13 protein-coding genes are annotated in these 15,686 nt (G+C 44.3%); 7 read left to right on the top strand and 6 right to left on the bottom strand.

The features are described 5' to 3' along the window. Positions 1–21: 21 nt before the first annotated feature. From NSS87_RS04240 to NSS87_RS04230, 3 genes are all read right to left on the bottom strand, one after another. On the bottom strand, positions 22–1,596 hold the full coding sequence (locus NSS87_RS04240; RefSeq protein ID WP_042185012.1) for a DUF3502 domain-containing protein: 1,575 nt from the start codon (positions 1,594–1,596) through the stop codon (positions 22–24). Between the two features lie 75 nt (positions 1,597–1,671). Continuing rightward, entirely contained in the window at positions 1,672–2,568 is an 897-nt protein-coding gene (locus NSS87_RS04235; protein ID WP_197071264.1) for a carbohydrate ABC transporter permease, read from the bottom strand. Positions 2,569–2,596: 28 nt separating this feature from the next. Continuing rightward, on the bottom strand, positions 2,597–3,532 hold the full coding sequence (locus NSS87_RS04230; protein ID WP_231573385.1) for an ABC transporter permease subunit: 936 nt from the start codon (positions 3,530–3,532) through the stop codon (positions 2,597–2,599). Between the two features lie 535 nt (positions 3,533–4,067). On the opposite strand from NSS87_RS04230, the gene bglX reads away from it, so the two are divergent. The 4 genes from bglX to NSS87_RS04210 all read left to right on the top strand — a co-directional run bounded on the left by bglX (position 4,068) and on the right by NSS87_RS04210 (position 9,076). Further along, positions 4,068–6,227, top strand: a complete 2,160-nt coding sequence (gene bglX / locus NSS87_RS04225; RefSeq protein WP_339245001.1) for a beta-glucosidase BglX — start codon at positions 4,068–4,070, stop codon at positions 6,225–6,227. A 30-nt stretch (positions 6,228–6,257) separates the two neighbouring features. Next, on the top strand, positions 6,258–7,226 hold the full coding sequence (locus tag NSS87_RS04220) for a metallophosphoesterase family protein (RefSeq protein ID WP_042185003.1): 969 nt from the start codon (positions 6,258–6,260) through the stop codon (positions 7,224–7,226). Positions 7,227–7,419: 193 nt separating this feature from the next. Continuing rightward, positions 7,420–8,172: a 3'-5' exonuclease gene (locus NSS87_RS04215; RefSeq protein WP_339244998.1), complete on the top strand. Its 753-nt coding sequence runs from the start codon at positions 7,420–7,422 to the stop codon at positions 8,170–8,172. Between the two features lie 127 nt (positions 8,173–8,299). Continuing rightward, positions 8,300–9,076 (top strand): MerR family transcriptional regulator, encoded by a 777-nt coding sequence (locus tag NSS87_RS04210; RefSeq protein ID WP_339244996.1) that lies wholly within the window; start codon positions 8,300–8,302, stop codon positions 9,074–9,076. A gap of 74 nt (positions 9,077–9,150) precedes the next feature. Here the strand turns inward: NSS87_RS04210 and aroD are convergent, their stop codons facing one another. Then, positions 9,151–9,915 (bottom strand): type I 3-dehydroquinate dehydratase, encoded by a 765-nt coding sequence (gene aroD, locus NSS87_RS04205; RefSeq protein ID WP_339244994.1) that lies wholly within the window; start codon positions 9,913–9,915, stop codon positions 9,151–9,153. A 45-nt stretch (positions 9,916–9,960) separates the two neighbouring features. Next, positions 9,961–10,857, bottom strand: coding sequence for a ribokinase (gene rbsK / locus NSS87_RS04200; RefSeq protein ID WP_339244991.1), 897 nt, complete (start codon positions 10,855–10,857; stop codon positions 9,961–9,963). A 294-nt stretch (positions 10,858–11,151) separates the two neighbouring features. On the opposite strand from rbsK, the gene glgP reads away from it, so the two are divergent. Both glgP and katA read left to right on the top strand, forming a co-directional pair. Next, complete coding sequence (gene glgP / locus NSS87_RS04195) at positions 11,152–12,768, top strand: alpha-glucan family phosphorylase (protein WP_339244989.1); 1,617 nt, start codon at positions 11,152–11,154, stop codon at positions 12,766–12,768. A gap of 250 nt (positions 12,769–13,018) precedes the next feature. Beyond that, entirely contained in the window at positions 13,019–14,476 is a 1,458-nt protein-coding gene (katA, locus tag NSS87_RS04190) for a catalase KatA (RefSeq protein WP_339244987.1), read from the top strand. A 156-nt stretch (positions 14,477–14,632) separates the two neighbouring features. On the opposite strand, the gene NSS87_RS04185 is transcribed toward katA, so the two are convergent. Further along, on the bottom strand, positions 14,633–14,827 hold the full coding sequence (locus tag NSS87_RS04185) for a sporulation protein Cse60 (protein ID WP_042184993.1): 195 nt from the start codon (positions 14,825–14,827) through the stop codon (positions 14,633–14,635). A 394-nt stretch (positions 14,828–15,221) separates the two neighbouring features. On the opposite strand from NSS87_RS04185, the gene NSS87_RS04180 reads away from it, so the two are divergent. Continuing rightward, positions 15,222–15,677 carry a GreA/GreB family elongation factor gene (locus NSS87_RS04180; RefSeq protein WP_042184991.1) on the top strand — a complete coding sequence of 152 codons (456 nt, stop codon included), beginning with the start codon at positions 15,222–15,224 and terminating at the stop codon, positions 15,675–15,677. Positions 15,678–15,686 lie beyond the last annotated feature (9 nt).

The raw sequence follows: 15,686 nt of genomic DNA, 5'->3' as shown, positions 1-15,686 counted from the left end.
CCTTACACCTTTTAACGTTCTTTAGTTCACTGGAACAAACTCAGCCAATTGCTTTTCTACTTCGGCAATAACCTTGTCAATTCCTGCTTTTTTCAGTTGCTCACGGTAATCCGCTACAGCAGCTTTAGGATCTTTGCTTGTTTTACCAAGCATCAATTGAATACCAAGCTGGGAATTCACGTTGGAGATGGAAGCAATTTCTGTAGTTACATTCGATGGATCAAAGCTAAAGCCATTGTATGGATCATCGATAGCGACTTTATCCCACTCTGCAAACAAGGAGTTACGAATTGGGTTTTCTGTATCCGTAGGAACTACGAATTTGTCGTTACGAAGTGACCAAGCAGCGAAACCTCCGCCGTCCGTTTTTTCGTTGAAGCCTGGAGGCTGCTTTTTAACACCATTTTCCATAACATATTGTTTGCCTTCAATACCGTTTTGGATGAGGTTGTAGTAGCTTTCGTCAGTCATGAACTTCTCGATTACCATCAGAGAGCGCTCTGGATTCTCGGAGCTCGTGCTGATTACAGTCGAGTTGTCAACGCCCATCTTACGTTTGATCTTCTTGTTGGCTTCCGCAAAAGTAAAGAATGCAGTTTCTGCCTCTGGTTGTGCCTTCAAATCTGCACCGTATTGGCCGATCCAGTCCTGAGCATGAGTCAAATAACCTGCGGAGTTTGCTGCTCTGAAGTTATCTTTACTTCCAAGAGTTGCAGACAGCACATCTTTGCCCCAGTACCCTTTATCTGCCCATTCACGCATCTTCACAGCCCAATCTTCGAATTCTTGAGTGTATGCTGGATGGAAGACGGTCTTGTAGTCCTCTGGACTTTTCGTCACAAGATTCAGTTCATTCAAAGATATACCAGGTGCGTTAAGCCACATTCCTGTAGTATCAACGAGCATTCTGAACATATTGGCCGCATCTTCAGACTTACCGTTAATTGGTGGGAAGGACTCATTGGCAACAACATTATCCATGTATTTAACCATATCGTCGAGTGTGGTGATTTTTTCCATGCCATATTTTTTCAGCAAGTCTACACGATAGGCATAACCATTCGGTGTATATTCGCTATAAAGACTCGGAACACCATAGATTTTACCTTTGTATTTAGTATTTTCCCATACACTAGCAGGAATTTCTGCCTTCAGCTTAGGAGCAACTTTATCGAGCATATCTGTAAGGTCCACTAGAGCGCCTTCACTAGCCAATGTGAAATAGGATACTGGTGCTCCAGGAGATGCATGAGACATATCAAATTGCTCACCAGAAGCAAATAGCAACGGATATTTGGTATTGATATCCGGCCAGTCAATATACTTCACTTCAATTGTAGCGTTAAGATCAGCCTTAAGCTTTTTGTTAATCTCAGCAAGAATCGCCTTATTTTGAACGCCTTCACTGCCCCACAGGTAGTAAACCAACTTAGCTTCTTTAGAAGTATCTACTCCTCCTGCATTCGTTGAAGCTTCTGGTGCCTTCGTAGCTGCCGGATCATTACTTGCCTCGTTGTTCTTCGATGAACAGGCTGTCAATGCCCCAGTAAGCATGAGTACAGCAATTAAAGAAGACGCAATTTTTTTACCTTTCATTAGGTAAGCCTCCCTTTTCTTTTCTATTTATGAATTGCATTTATAATAAACGCGCCTTCGAAAAGGAGACGTCCATTAACCCTTTACAGCCCCAACGGTGAGGCCTGTTACGAAATAACGCTGTACAAATGGATAGAGAAGAATAATTGGCCCGGTGGCCAGCACAGCTGTAGCCATCTTGATGGATTGCGTTGGAAGATCAGCCGTATTGATAACTGCCCCCGAATTGATTAGTGTACCGAGATTCGTCTGATTGACCATTCGCTGCAAAAAGTATTGGAGTGGATATTTCGTCGGGGAGTCCATATATAACATCCCGTTGTACCACTCATTCCAAAAGCCTATCGCCGAGAAAAGCCCGATGGTAGCTAAGGAAGGAACCGCCAGCGGAATAAATATCCGCCAATAGATATGGAAGTCGCCAGCACCGTCAATGGTAGCAGATTCATATAAGGAATCTGGAATCGCCTTCATGAAATTACGCATCAGGAAGATCGACCAAGCGCCAACTACAGCCGGTAGAATCATGGCAAATAAGTTATCTTTCATATGCAGGTGCTTGACCATCAGGATATACGTTGGAATCAAGCCACCGCTGAAGAGTGTCGTAAAGTAAATTAGAAAGGAAAAGAAGTTGCGATACTTGAAATCCTTGCGGTTAAGCACGAAGCCAGCCATCGACATCATGAACAGTCCAAGGACCGTACCCACTACGGTTATAAAAATAGTGATCTTATAAGCATTTACCAATTGCGTAGAGTTGTTAAATAACAATTCGTAAGCCTTAAATGAAAATTCCTTAGGCAGCAGCTTGTAGCCTTCACGGACAATTTCCTGCTCGTTCATGAACGATGAGGAGATCATTAGTGCGAAGGGAAATACACAGAACAGTGCAAAGATACTAATGCAGATATAGCTAATCACTTTTATGATAATACTTCCCGAATCCTGTTTGATTTTTTGAGTTTCCATATTCATCACCCCTGTTTCGTGTCTGGTTTTAGAACAATGCGCTGTCTGGCTCGACCTTCCGTACAATAAAGTTAACTACTAGCACCAGAATCAGGCCAAACATGGATTGGTAGAAGCCCACAGCGGCGCCCATAGAGAAGTTGAATTGTCCCACCAGTGAACGGAAGACATAGGTATCGATAATATCCGTCTGCGGATACAGCACCGAGTTCGTACCGATCAGATTATAGAAAAGGTCAAAGGAGCCCTTGAGAATTCCACCCATACCAAACAGTAAAAGCAGAATAAAGGTTGGCTTCAGAATCGGTAAGGTCATATAACGGATCCGCTGCCAGGTAGTGGCTCCGTCCATATAAGCAGCCTCGTACAGATCATGATTAATCCCTGTGATCGTTGCCAGATAGACAATCATTCCATATCCGGTAGCGGCCCAGATCTTGAAGGCTACAATGATATATTTCCATATGCCCGGATCAGAATAAAACTCGTAACGGTCTAGCCCCATTCCGGTTAGCATCGTATTGATGAACCCGGAATTGAAATTGAATATATTGTAGGCAAACACACCGACGATAACCATAGAGATAAAGTAAGGTAGGAGAATAACGGATTGAGACACTTTCTTGAACCACTTGCCCGAGATCTCCGAAAGCATAATGGCAAACACAATTTGAATAATGTTACCCAGAGCTAGGAAGACGATGTTGTAGAGCAGTGTATTCTTGGTAATATTCCACAGATCGCCATTCTGAACCAGAAATTCGAAGTTTTTCAGACCGATAAAGTTACTTCCGAAAATACCCTTATTGAGCTTGTAATCTACGAATGCGACGTAAGCGCCAGGCATTACCGCATAGTGAAAAATAATGAAGTATAGGATTACAGGCAGCAACATTAGAAAAAGCACTTTGTTCTTAATGACTTCCCGGACAATATTTCCACCCGCAAGCTTAATTCTTGCCAATGAGCCCACCTCCAATTTGAAAGATGCATTTCATCACATGCATAACTTAGCTTCCTTTCTTGTCCCGCAACCAGCTTGAAACTGATTGCTCATCCTTTATGATAAAGCGTATCGGATGATATAGAAACGTTTCCATAATTTCTTTGAAACTCCCTGTACGAAAATCATACTCCCTAGATGTATGCGCTGTCAATTCATTTTATTTTTGTTTTTCTAGTAATAAAAATCACATTTTACAACCTAAATATAATGAATCGGCCGATTTCGCGAAGATAATTGACTTTTTATGGTCTTCGGACTAAGATCGATATGTATCGTTAATGGAAACGTTTCTATCTGTTCTTTCATAGACATGTCAGTCTTATATATGATGTCTGACAATGAACTCCCCGTTCTTATCTATTGCATGTCTCATCCAATTATATTTATCTGCGTGTGCACTGCGGCGAACTCAAATAGCAAGCGCTTTCTTATTGGTATAGCACATCTATTTGTCACAATAACTTTCAATGCGCTCACGAGGAAGGTGTTAACCATGACTAAACTGTTTATCCAAGATCTTGTGAACGATATGACTCTAGAAGAAAAACTGGCCCAATTAACCCAGCTAGGCCCTCACTATTGGGGTTTGGATGATACCGTAGATTTAACCGGTCCATTCAAGGAACTGAACATTAAGCCGCAGGTAATGCAGAACATCGGAAGCGTTCTGAACGGCATTGGAGCCAGGAATGTGATTGATCTACAGACCCGGCATTTGCAAGCCAGCCGTCAGAAAATCCCCTTACTCTTCATGGCGGATGTGATTCATGGTTACAGAACGATCCTACCGATCCCGCTTGCGATAGGTTGTAGCTTTGACATGGAGGCCTGTGAAAGGTTCGCTGAAATTGCAGCCAAGGAGAGCGCAGCTGCCGGTATTCACCTCACTTTCTCGCCTATGACGGATCTTGTACGCGATCCGCGCTGGGGACGAGTGATGGAGACATCCGGTGAGGACCCTTATCTGAATGCTCGTGTAACTGAGAGCATGGTACGGGGCTATCAGGGCAAAGACCTAAAAGAAAAAGGTCGTATCGCTGCCTGTGTGAAGCACTTCGCCGGTTATGGCGCTCCCGAAGGCGGTCGAGAATACAATACGGTGGATATGTCCCTCGGCGTATTACGTGAGTTCTATCTACCAGCCTATAAAGCTGCTGTAGATGCTGGTGTAGCCATGGTGATGGCCGCATTCAATACGATTGATCGTATACCTGCAAGCGGTAATTCCAAACTTCTCCGCGGGATTCTGCGTGAGGAATGGGGCTTCGATGGCGTTACCATCGCCGATTTCAATTCCGTAAATGAACTAATCCCTCATGGCGCTGCCGAAGATGGTCGTGAAGCAGCTGAGAAAAGTCTGGCTGCCGGACTAGATATTGAAATGATGTCCACCCATTATCTAAACCACGGCGCTGCTCTCGTCGAGGAAGGCAAGCTTGATATCTCCTTGATTGATGAAGCCGTTATCCGGGTGCTAGAACTCAAGGACGCTCTCGGCTTGTTTGACAATCCATTCAAGGATGCAGATCCACTAGTAGATGAGGCGCCCACGCCGAGCGCGGAGAATTTACAAGCTGCGAGAGAGCTGGGTGCAAGCTCAGTGGTGCTGCTGAAAAATGACAATAACGCTCTGCCCCTTAAACACGGTAAGAAGATTGGATTGGCTGGTCCCTTCGCTACCTCTATTCATGTGCTGGGCGGCTGGTCTGGAACGGAAAAAGACCCGGCCGTATCACTCTACAACGGCGTTTCTCAAAAAACATCTGCCGCGGATATTATTACGGCCATGACTGGTGAGCTGGGAAGCATGCTAGAGGGTGTTTTTGATGTGGAGGATGAAATCGAAGAAGCCTTTCAGCGCCTAAAAGATTGCGATGTAATTCTCGCTGCTGTCGGTGAGAATCAGCAGGATACCGGGGAAGGCGGAAGTAAAACCAATCTGCGCTTGTCGACCAATCAGGAGAAGCTGATCTGGCGTCTGAAAGATACCGGCAAAAAGATTGTTACCATTGTATTTAGCGGCCGACCACTGGAACTAAAGCCTGTTCTTGAGGCCAGCGATGCTCTACTGCAAGCCTGGTTTCTGGGAACAGAATCCGGAAATTCATTAGCTGATGTGCTGTTCGGAGATTATAATCCGTCCGCTCGTTTATCTATGAGCTTCCCTTACTCGGTTGGTCAAATTCCTGTTTATTACAATGCCTATCAGACGGGACGTCCCTATGATCCCCTATATCCGAACGTGCGTTATGTAACCCGATATCTGGATTGCCCTAATGACCCTCTTTTCTGTTTTGGCTATGGTCTGAGCTATTCCAGTTTTGATTACAGCAACTTCAATGTTGATGCTAAGGGTCGGATTGTTGCCTCCATTGAGGTGGAGAATACTTCAGACATCACCGGCAAGGAAACCGTTCAACTCTATATCCATGATGTTAGCGCAAGTGTCGTACGCCCGGTCAAGGAGCTGAAAGCCTTCCGACAAATTACACTCGCAGCGCATGAGAAACAAGTGGTTTCTTTCGAGATCACTAGAGAAATGCTGATGTTCTACGGAAAAGATGATCAAATGGTCTTCGAACCCGGGGAATTTGATATTATGATTGGTAGAAGCTCCGGAGACCATTTCACCCAGCGGATCTGGATCGGCTAACTATATTAGACAGTAAGGGAGATAACCCCAATGAGACACAGCTTATCATTTCAGCAAGATGGAACCTTGAAAATTGTACAGTTCACTGATCTTCACTGGATGGATGGAAGAGCCGAAGATCAGCGTACCCGGGAACTGATGGAACGTGTTCTAGAAGCAGAACAACCTGATCTTGTGGTCTTCACGGGAGATCTAATTTACACTGCCCCTGTCTCTCCTGGCGAAAAGGCATGTGAAGACCCTGCCCAAGCATTTCGGGATGCTGTCGCTGCTGTAGAAAAAACAGGTACCCCTTGGGCCTTCGTATTTGGTAACCATGATACAGAAACCCTGATTTCCCGCAGTGAATTGATGCAGATAGCATTAGAACATCCCCACTGTCTGGCCGAAGCCGGTCCAGAGGATCTTGAAGGTTCAGGCAATTACACGCTTGAAATAAAAGATCAGGATGGCCAAGCAGCCGCTGTCCTTTATTTTGTTGACTCGGGCAGTTACTCCGAGATGGAGCATATCCCAGGCTACAATTGGATTAACCGGAATCAGATCAACTGGCTAACTGCTGAATCCGCTCGGTTGAATCCTAAAACTGCTGAGAACAGGCTGCCTGCATTGGCTTTCTTCCATATCCCGATTCCGGAATATCGTGAGGTCTGGTCTACACAAGTCTGTCATGGGTATAAGTATGAGCGTGTATGCTCACCTGAGGTTAACTCGGGATTATTCTCGGCTTTGCTTGAAATGGGTGATGTGCTTGGCACCTTCTGCGGACATGACCATATCAATGATTTTACGGGCAGCCTGTATGGCATACGTCTTTCCTATGGCCGTGCTACCGGCTACAATACTTATGGAAAAGAAGGCTTTATGCGGGGCGCACGCGTCATCAGACTGACCCAAGGCACCCAAGACTTCGATACCTGGCTTCGTCTTGAAGACGGATCTGTCCTGCTGGAACAGCCAATTCATCAGCCTGAACCTGCTGCCGGTTCAGAACATTAATCGTCTTACTTTATTGTCTGCAATCTTTTTGCTCATTAATAGTTATAAAAAGAACCCGCATAGTGCTGGTTCTTTTTTATGTTCCAATATTAGCTTGTTCCCATACTCCCCATTACATCGCTTTTTTTGTTAAAATAGAGTAGTCGACGTATTAAGTACTACAGCGTCAGTCATGGAACGGAGGCAAGTACCTGTGGATTATATTATTCTGGACATCGAATTCAACGGCCGTAAGTTTGCCAGCGAGCACCCTATGGAGGTCATTGAGATTGGAGCTGTCCGGTTAGACTCTTCATTGCAGTATAAGGATGAATTTTCTTCCTTGATCAAACCCATATATTTCTCCACCCTTAATTCTTTTATTAAGAAAAAAACCGGTATTCCCCAAGAGGAAATCGATATCGCACCCCGCTTCCCGAAAGTCATCACTGCTTTTAGAGAGTGGCTTGATCTAAGTACAGATGGAGTGTTGCTCCTTACTTGGGGTGGCGAAGACATGAAGCGAATCATTCAGGATGTACGTATGCACAAGATGGACGACTCCTACTGGATGTCTGCAACGTATTTCGATTTACTGAAGGGTGTGCTGCGGGCTCGCGGCCTAAGCAATGATATCAGTGTCGAAGGCGCGATGGCTTTGTTTGAACTTGAACCGTCTGGATCTGCTCACCGTGCGTTGGATGATGCAAAGATGACTTCGGAAATCTTCCGCGCTGTGTTTAAGGATCTGGATTTTGAGCGCTCACAGCATTACGTAGATACTTTTTCTAATGCCAAAGAACGCAAGACGGTCAAAGTCGCCATTAAAGCGATGAACTCACAAAAAATAGTACCTACCTGGGACCTTGTTCTCGAACATTACTTCTCAGACAAAACAACCCTAGCTGATCCTCGGAAATTAGAGGAATTACAAAATTATTTTGCGGCGCAGATGGGTCAAAAATAACTTCAAACATCAGCAAATCATAGTAGCGGCAGTCTTCCCAATGATCTTCAGCGGGTAACTGCCGCTGTTTGGGATACGCTAAAAAAACATTTGACCTTCACGCTACGTAAAGGTGTACATTGAATTTGTGGGAGGTGATACTACGGAATACACAGTACAGAAGCTCGCTGAGCTAGCTGGAATCAGTACGCGAACCCTGCGCTACTACGACGAGTTTGGCATTCTTAAGCCGGCGAGAATCAACTCCTCGGGGTATCGTATCTATGGCCGCACCGAAGTAGATCTTCTACAGCAAATTTTATTTTATCGAGAGCTTGGCTTAAGTCTGGAACGTATCAAAGCTATTATGACTGAACCGTCATTCGACGGAGCCAAAGCGCTACGGGAGCATCATGACAAGCTGCTTGAAAAGAGACATCAATTAGATCTATTAATCGCTAACGTCGAACAGACGCTGGCTCACCAAGAAGGGAGAATGACTATGAGTGACGCTGAAAAATTCGAAGGCTTCAAGCAAAAGCTGGTAGAGGATAACGAGAAGAAATACGGTCAAGAAATACGGGAGAAATATGGGGACAGCACCGTAGAACAATCCAACAAGAAGCTTAAAGGTATGACAGAAGAACAATATGCGGCTATACAGCAGCTTGAGGAGGAAATGTTCGAGACGCTCTTGCAAGCGATGGAGTATGGAGATCCTGCCAGTGTATTGGCGCAAAAAAGTGCTGATCTACACCGCCAGTGGCTCTCCTTCTACTGGGATTCCTATTCCAAAGAGGCACATGCCGGTGTCGCGCAAATGTATGTTGATGATGAACGTTTTACCAAGTACTACGACAAGCATCGCCCTGGACTTGCAGCGTTCCTAAGAAATGCCGTTCACGTATACACGGGAACAAAATAATAAAATAGAAATAGAGCGGCACCGGAAATCCGGTCGCCGCTCTATTTCTATTATCTGAACCTCACTGATAGCTCCTATAGACTGCGATGCAGCAGTGACAGTACATTTCGCAGCTCAACCACAGCTACCTGTCCAGGCGCAGAGGGCTTATGCGCCGCTCCAAAGGTAAGCGCTGAACCGAATATTTCACCGGCTAGACGGCTAATGACCCCAGCTCCCGCCATGGACATTGTAATAATCGGGCGATCTGCATATTGTTCTTTCATCATATGGGTAGCTTCTAGTAAAGTCAGTACATCCCCCGCATCCTGAGGCATCACCGCAATTTTAGGCAAGTCCCCGCCAAGCTCCTGTGCCTTGCGTAATCGCGAGATGATCTCCTCTTGAGAAGGTGTTCCATGAAAATCATGATTCGAGATAATGACAGACACGTTATGAGTATGAGCAGTCTCGACTAGTAGCTTTACATCCTGTTCCTCATTGAATAATTCAACATCAATTATATCTACTAGACCACTTTCAGCTGCAGCTATATTCAGTGCTATGTAATATTCTGTGCTAACCTGCTTCTCGCCGCCTTCTTTGGCACTCCGAAAAGTAAAAATCAGCGGTAACTCAGGAATTACAGAATGGATTTCTTTTAGTGCTAAATTGACCGCCTCTACGTCTTCAACTTCATCAAAAAAATCCGTCCGCCACTCCACTAAATCGGGACCAAGCTCTTTTAATGATTCGGCTTCCTGTTTCAGTTCAGACAAGGTAGCTCCAATCAACGGAACACATATTTTAGGGATTCCTTCGCCAATGATCACATTTTTAACGATTACTGTCCTGCTCATTATTTCAGCCCCTTATCCAGTCGTCTGCTATAGATTCTGTATTGTTTATTTTACTGCCGATACATGTTTTAGAAACTGTTCAACCTCTGATAACTGCGGCAGCGATGGGATCGCGCCTTTTTTCCCTACAGCCAGTGCTCCAACAGCATTAGCGAAGCTCACTGCCTCCTCCAGCGTTTTGCCTAAGACCAATTGCTGGGATAATGCCCCATTGAATGAGTCTCCGGCAGCAACCGTGTCTATCGCCTTGACCGGGAATCCAGGAACTGACTTAGCGCCTTCAGCATTAACGATCAGTGCGCCTTTAGATCCCAAGGTTACGATCACATTTTTAACACCTTTTTGCAGCAAAATACGGGCTGCCTGCTCAGCAGTCTCTAAACTATCTACAGTCATTCCAGTCAAAATCCCCGCTTCTGTCTCATTAGGTGTCAGATATGATACTTGACCCAGCATCTCGTCTTTAAGCACTCTAGCTGGTGCTGGATTCAGAATGACCGGAATTCCATGACGATGTGCAATGGCAATAGCATGCTCACTCATCGCCAGTTCCATTTCAAGCTGCATCACAATCATCTCAGCCTGGCTGATTACAGTCTCTAACGCCTGTATATCCTCTGCAAAGAGATCAATATTCGCTCCGGGTACAACGATAATCCGATTCTCTCCATCTTCTTCAATAACGATTGAAGCTACACCTGTTGCCTCCGTTTCACTCACTGAGATATGTTCTATATGAATACCTTCCTGCTTAATAATCTCCAGCATTTCGCTTCCAAAGGTATCTTTTCCGACGCTGCCGATCATACTAACCTCAGCACCCAGACGTGCTGCGGCAACGGCTTGATTCGCTCCTTTTCCACCGGGAGATAGAGCAAATGCTTGTCCCATAAGCGTTTCTCCTGCATTCGGTGCCCGGTTCGTACGTACTACCATATCCATTTTAAGCTTCCAATCACAACTATACCCAACTTAAACACCACCAATAATTATTTCTTCAATCTCTTTATCTTAGGGTCTTCTCTTCACTTTATCAATCACTTCCGTTGATTTTGCCCCTAATTGGCTATTTTCACCAAATTGACGTTATGCTTTTGTAGATAAAGTGTGCTAGAATGATGGTGCAATCGCTTCCACAACGATTGATGACTGTTTTTTGAGCAAACGTTTGCATCGTAGATAATGCCAGCAGCTTTACTGCAATTCAATCTAATCCGCGATTAGGAGGCTTATCAAGTGAACGAACAAAAATTACCATCAGTAGCTTATTTCAGTATGGAGTACGGGTTACATTCCGATTTTAAAATGTATGCCGGAGGGCTTGGAATTCTCGCCGGTGACTACATTAAGGGAGCTAAAGACATCAATGCTCCTATCATCCCTATCGGGCTGAAGTGGAAACAAGGTTATACGGATCAAAAAATTGATGCAAACGGTAATCCATACGACTCCTATCACAATTATGTTTATGATTTTCTTGAAGATACAGGGGTGAAGGTAACTGTAAAAGTCAGAAAGACCGATGTGGTGTGCAAAATATGGAAGACTGATTATTTTGGCAACAGCACGTTGTATTTACTGGATACGGATATCCCCGAGAATAATGATGCATGGATTACTGGACAATTGTACGGCTGGTTCGGTGAGGAACGGATCGCTCAAGAGATCGTACTCGGGATCGGCGGAGTAAAAGCTATGCGTGCTCTGGGCATTCCGATTGATGTCTATCATTTCAATGAAGGCCATGCAGCCTTAGCAGCCATCGAGCTCATTCGTGAAAAGATGTCCGGAGGCAGCACCTTTGAGGAAGCTTGGAAAGCTACTCGGGAAGAGGTTGTGTTCACTACACATACGCCGATAAAAGAAGGCAACGAAACCCATCCACTCGACCGCCTAGAGTATATGAGTGCATTCAATGGCTTAACCCGCGACCAGATGGAGCGTATCGGTGGCGAGCCGTTCAACATGACGGTTGCCGGTCTACGACTCTCACGTATTTCTAATGCAGTGGCTCAGCTTCATGCGGATACAGCCAATAAGATGTGGAAAGAGGTTGCCGGAAGATCGGACATCATTGGCATTACTAATGCCATTCATACCCCTACCTGGGTAGATGAAAGAATGACACAAGCCTATGAACAAAATGGCGATTTATGGGCAGTGCATAAAGAAATTAAGGGTGAACTGATTGATTTCATCAAAGAACGGTCCGGCATTAGTCTAAATGCTGACAATCTACTCATTGGCTTCTCACGCAGAGCTGCTCCTTATAAACGCAGTGACCTGATCTTCTCGCAGCCGGAAATTATTGAGCCTTATCTGGAGTCCGGCAAAATACAAATCGTCTTCTCTGGCAAAGCCCATCCACTCGATGATAACGGCAAAAAAATCGTCAGCAATTTAGTGGCGATGATGAAAAAATATCCGAAAAGTGTTGTCTTCTTGGAGAATTACGATATGACTATCGGCGCACAGCTGACACGCGGTTCTGATATTTGGCTCAACAATCCGCGTAGACCACTGGAAGCAAGTGGTACCTCCGGGATGAAGGCAGCCATGAACGGCGTATTGAACTGCTCTATTCTAGATGGCTGGTGGCCGGAAGCCTGTATAGATGGCGAGAATGGCTGGCAGATCGGAGACGGCTTCGAGACTACTGACTTCGAGGTTCTGGATAAGCATGATAGTGATGCGCTATACGACACCCTATTGAATCGAGTACTCCCAACCTATTATGAGAATCGTGAACAGTGGGTACAAATGATGAAGAAGAGTATCGAAACCACTCGCACCGAATTTGCCACCAAAAGAATGCTGGATGAATACTATAACAGAATGTACATTAAAAACTAAGTACAGAAAACGGATATTCCTATATCAAAATAGAACAGCGCACCCTCCAGTGATGGTAGAGGTGCGCTGTTTCTTTTTTAACTCTGCTTAGTAATTAATCACTCTATCTATCATATATATCTGAATGGGACGACGATTACCACATACTGTAATGTGTCAAATATTCAAAAAGTGTTGCATTTTCCCCAAAAAACATTAATATAGAACTTATACTAAATCTAAAATCAAATCTTACGAGGTGATTCTATTAATGAGCTCCAATAATAATAATCTTACGACCAGCTGGGGTGCTCCAGTAGGCGACAATCAAAATTCAATGACAGCCGGTGATCGTGGTCCTACTTTGCTGCAAGATGTCCATCTGCTTGAAAAATTAGCCCACTTTAACAGAGAACGTGTTCCTGAACGTGTCGTTCATGCTAAGGGTGCTGGCGCTCATGGGTATTTTGAGGTCACTCAGGATTTAACTCAATATACAAAAGCTAATTTTTTATCTGAGGTAGGCAAGCGTACCCCAATGTTCATCCGTTTCTCAACCGTAGCTGGGGAGCTAGGTTCTGCTGATACTGTAAGAGACCCACGTGGTTTTGCAGTGAAGTTCTATACCGAAGAAGGAAACTATGATCTCGTAGGTAACAATACACCTGTATTCTTCGTTCGTGATGCAATCAAGTTCCCCGACTTTATTCATACACAGAAGCGTGATCCACAGACACACTTAAAGAACCCTAATGCGGTTTGGGACTTTTGGTCTTTATCGCCGGAATCTCTTCATCAGGTTACGATTTTGATGTCAGATCGCGGAATCCCAGCTACGTTGAGACATATGCACGGGTTCGGAAGCCACACCTTCAAATGGGTAAATGCCGAAGGCAATGCCGTCTGGGTGAAATATCATTTCAAAACAGAACAAGGCATTAAGAACCTTGCTCCAGATCTTGCCGCCAAAATAGCTGGGGAGAACCCAGATTATCATACAGAAGACTTGTTCAATGCTATTGATAAAGGAGAATTCCCAGCGTGGAAGCTCTACGTGCAGATTATGCCGATCGAAGATGCGAACACTTATCGCTTTGATCCATTCGATGTAACAAAAGTATGGTCGCAAAAAGATTATCCATTAATTGAGGTTGGCCGCATGGTACTGGATCGCAATCCAGAGAACTACTTTGCGGAAGTAGAGCAAGTTACGTTCTCTCCTGGCTCTTTCGTCCCTGGTATTGAAGCTTCTCCTGATAAATTGCTACAGGGTCGACTGTTTGCTTACGGCGATGCTCACCGTCACCGGGTAGGTCCTAACCATAACAGCCTGCCTATCAACCGACCAAAAGTAGAAGTGAAGAACTATCAACGTGACGGTGGCATGGCACTCGGTAACAATGGCGGATCCGGTGCCTATTACGAACCTAACAGCTTAGGCGGACCTAAAGAAGCACCACAGTACAAAACATCACCTTTCGAAGTATCTGGAAATGCCGACAGTGTCTCCTATAATAGTGATGACCATTATACACAACCTGGTGACTTGTATCGCCTGATGAGTGAAGAAGAACGTACCCGTCTTGTTCAAAATATCGTAGGCGCTATGACACCAGTTGAAAGTAACGATATTAAACTTCGTCAAATTGTTCATTTCTATAAAGCTGATGCAGAACTGGGACAGCGTGTTGCATCCGGTTTAGGATTATCCGTCCCAGGCGGATTATAAGACTGTAATTGCACTTATACAATCAAAGAGGACCTTTACCCGTAAATGGGAAAGGTCCTCTTTGTTCATAAGAAAAGCTAAAACATATAATATATAAGAACGATCACGATGCATAGCGTGGAGACAACAGATAAGCACGAAAAAAAAGTATTCCAGTTATTGCCCTTCATTTGTCTTATACACGACCAGTATACTGCTTCTTTGATGCTCTGCCCCATCACGTGAAGATTTAACTACCGAACCGTAACAGATATTCACAACCTGTTCCTCACGCAGCCCCGCCAAGAACTCATTCGCCTTATTCTCAGCATACGAATTATCAGCATCTACAAACTCTTTTACTTGAATCATCCTGATCTCTCCTTTAATAAATTATAGTTACTTTTTATGTCTAGATTCTATAGGTGAACTCAACGAAATGTACATGGCGTATCACTCCCCTGGTAACATTTAATGTAAAATTATCTTCGAAATATAGTATAGGCATTCCGCAGTTTTCTACGAAATGCCTATAACATCAGCCTATCATAGCACCCAACTATACAATAGTCAAACGTTTTAAATACAATATTTAGTAAGAATTTATTGCCTTTGCAAAATGGATTGGATTTACATATAGAAGCTGTTATACTGATCAGAAGGTTCCCTCTAGGGGACCTCTATTTGTATAGGAGGGATTTTAATATGGCAACGCGTCATAACAAATTTGCAAAGAATGTGCTACTTAGAGGGGGTGAAATCTACTATGAACCATAGTCTAATTTATGAAGGCTCAAGGACACAACTGGTCCAGCAGCTTATTTATTTTGATGAGGAAAAAATCGCATTTCTAAATCAGTATTTCCCGGAACGAAGCAAACAAAGAAGTAATGCTGAAACGCTGTTGTCCCGTTATTGCTCCGAGCTGGAACAATTACTTTCCCGTTTTAGTGGTGAAGAATTGAATTCACTCGTATTGATTGGAAGTCAGCTTCAGCTACGCTACTTAGACGACAATACTACAGATACCTACACCATCGTATTTCCAAACCAGGCAGAACCCAATGATAACAAGATTTCAATGTTCTCGCCTATTGGCATGCAGTTGCTGTTAGCTCAGATCGGCAGTACATGTCAGCTAGCTATTCCTTCAGGTGAGTTATCAGTAAAAATCGAAAGTATTAAGTTTGTGAATTGTGGTGAGGTGGCCGTTCTTATTTAAGCCCACTTG

The sequence above is a fragment of the Paenibacillus sp. FSL F4-0243 genome, from assembly GCF_037963295.1.
Lineage (GTDB): Bacteria > Bacillota > Bacilli > Paenibacillales > Paenibacillaceae > Paenibacillus_AQ.
Note: the sequence above shows the minus strand (reverse complement) of the source record. Positions and strands in the feature narration are given on the sequence as shown.

Bases quoted from the DNA above. Each gene is read 5' to 3' on its own strand.
- NSS87_RS04240 (WP_042185012.1), bottom strand. From the start codon at position 1,596: ATGAAAGGTAAAAAAATTGCGTCTTCTTTAATTGCTGTACTCATGCTT.
- NSS87_RS04235 (WP_197071264.1), bottom strand. From the start codon at position 2,568: ATGGAAACTCAAAAAATCAAACAGGATTCGGGAAGTATTATCATAAAA.
- bglX (WP_339245001.1), top strand. From the start codon at position 4,068: ATGACTAAACTGTTTATCCAAGATCTTGTGAACGATATGACTCTAGAA.
- NSS87_RS04220 (WP_042185003.1), top strand. From the start codon at position 6,258: ATGAGACACAGCTTATCATTTCAGCAAGATGGAACCTTGAAAATTGTA.
- aroD (WP_339244994.1), bottom strand. From the start codon at position 9,915: ATGAGCAGGACAGTAATCGTTAAAAATGTGATCATTGGCGAAGGAATC.
- rbsK (WP_339244991.1), bottom strand. From the start codon at position 10,857: ATGGATATGGTAGTACGTACGAACCGGGCACCGAATGCAGGAGAAACG.
- katA (WP_339244987.1), top strand. From the start codon at position 13,019: ATGAGCTCCAATAATAATAATCTTACGACCAGCTGGGGTGCTCCAGTA.
- NSS87_RS04185 (WP_042184993.1), bottom strand. From the start codon at position 14,827: ATGATTCAAGTAAAAGAGTTTGTAGATGCTGATAATTCGTATGCTGAG.
- NSS87_RS04180 (WP_042184991.1), top strand. From the start codon at position 15,222: ATGAACCATAGTCTAATTTATGAAGGCTCAAGGACACAACTGGTCCAG.